The organism is Bradyrhizobium oropedii (assembly GCF_020889685.1).
Taxonomy (GTDB): Bacteria; Pseudomonadota; Alphaproteobacteria; order Rhizobiales; family Xanthobacteraceae; genus Bradyrhizobium; species Bradyrhizobium oropedii.
Genome location: NZ_JACMYO010000422.1, coordinates 1 through 1,384, shown reverse-complemented (window position 1 = coordinate 1,384; position 1,384 = coordinate 1). Strand labels below are relative to the sequence as shown.

Sequence of the window (1,384 nt, the reverse complement as noted above, 5' to 3'; positions counted from 1 at the left end):
CTAAGCGAAGCGTAAGATCCGTGAAGTTTCCTTGGGCTGCCTCTGGTCGGGCGATCGCATCCGGCGCGTCATACGGAATGACAAAACTTGTTTTTGACACAGAGACACATCGTGTCATCGGGGGAGTCATCATAGGACCGCACGTCGGAGACATGATTGGAGAGATATGCCTCGCCATCGAAATGGGCGCAAACGCAGTCGATATAGCCAAGACTATTCATCCGCATCCGACCCTGGCTGAGACGGTGGGTCTGGCCGCAGAGCTATTCGAGGGCGTCTGCACAGATCTTATGCCGGTCGCCAGGCGAGCACGTGGCGCGTGAGCTGCGAGAGTGCCAGACCATTCATCGCACCAGACTCGGGGTTCGCCCAGGCCAGTCCACGGGCCCTCACCCTATGAAGTCTCTTTGCGCGAACTCGACACTTGCGTCTCGCCGGGTGGCTCAGGATCCTGAATCAAACGATGAGTAATATTGTCGAACGGCTTGAACAGCGTCGCGCTGGTGCCAAGCTGGGCGGCGGCGAAAAGCGCATCGGGGCGCAGCACGCCCGCGGCAAGCTGACCGCGCGAGCGGATCGAGCTTTTGCTGGACAAGGGCTCGTTCGAGGAATTCGACATGTTCGTCGAGCACCGCTCGATCGAGTTCAGCATGGAGAAGTCCAAGATCCCCGGCGACGGCGTCGTTACCGGCTGGGGCACGGTCAACGGCCGCAAGACCTTCGTATTCGCCAAGGATTTTACCGTGTTCGGCGGGTCCCTGTCCGAGACACACGCGCTGAAAATTACAAAACTTCAGGACATGGCGATGAAGGCGAGGGCGCCGATCATCGGCCTCTATGACGCCAGCGGCGCGCGCATCCAAGGAGGGTGTCGCGGCGCTCGCGGGTTATCCCTATGTGTTCCGCCGCAACGTCATCGCCTCGGGCGTGATCCCGCAGATCTCCGTCATCATGGGTCCCTGCGCCGGCGGCGACGTCTATTCGCCCGCCATGACCGACTTCATCTTCATGGTGAAGAAGACGAGCTACATGTTCGTCACCGGCCCCGACGTGGTGAAGACCGTCAGCGTCATCGAGGACGACAAGCACGCCGTCCAGATCGCCGACGAGATCGGCTACCCCGTGATGATCAAGGCCTTCGCCGGCGGCGGCGGCAAGGGCATGCGCATCGCGCATTCGAAGTCGGAGGTTGCCGAAGGCTTCAACCTCGCCAAGGCCGAGGCGAAGTCGTCGTTCGGCGACGACCGCGTCTTCATCGAGAAATTCATCGTCGATCCCACGCACATCGAGATCCAGATCCTCGGCGACAAGCATGGCAACGTGATCTATCTCGGCGAGCGCGAGTGCTCGATCCAGCGCCGCAACCAGAAGGTCATCGAGGAAG

At 60.7% G+C, this 1,384-nt stretch carries 1 protein-coding gene and 4 pseudogenes; 4 read left to right on the top strand and 1 reads right to left on the bottom strand.

What is annotated here, in order from left to right; translation table 11 throughout:
- Positions 1 to 323: pseudogene (locus tag H8A95_RS43035) on the top strand (dihydrolipoyl dehydrogenase); the annotation flags it as partial.
- A 71-nt stretch (positions 324 to 394) separates the two neighbouring features.
- Here H8A95_RS43035 and H8A95_RS44665 read toward each other — a convergent pair.
- On the bottom strand, positions 395 to 652 hold the full coding sequence (locus tag H8A95_RS44665; protein ID WP_420839548.1) for a hypothetical protein: 258 nt from the start codon (positions 650 to 652) through the stop codon (positions 395 to 397).
- Here H8A95_RS44665 and H8A95_RS44660 point away from each other — a divergent pair.
- The 3 pseudogenes from H8A95_RS44660 to H8A95_RS44650 form a co-directional block, all read left to right on the top strand.
- Positions 618 to 830 (top strand): annotated as a pseudogene (locus H8A95_RS44660) (carboxyl transferase domain-containing protein); the annotation flags it as partial. The gene H8A95_RS44665 and the pseudogene H8A95_RS44660 overlap by 35 nt on opposite strands.
- A gap of 7 nt (positions 831 to 837) precedes the next feature.
- Positions 838 to 1,020, top strand: a pseudogene (locus tag H8A95_RS44655) (carboxyl transferase domain-containing protein); the annotation flags it as partial.
- Positions 1,021 to 1,065: 45 nt separating this feature from the next.
- Positions 1,066 to 1,384, top strand: a pseudogene (locus tag H8A95_RS44650) (ATP-binding protein); the annotation flags it as partial.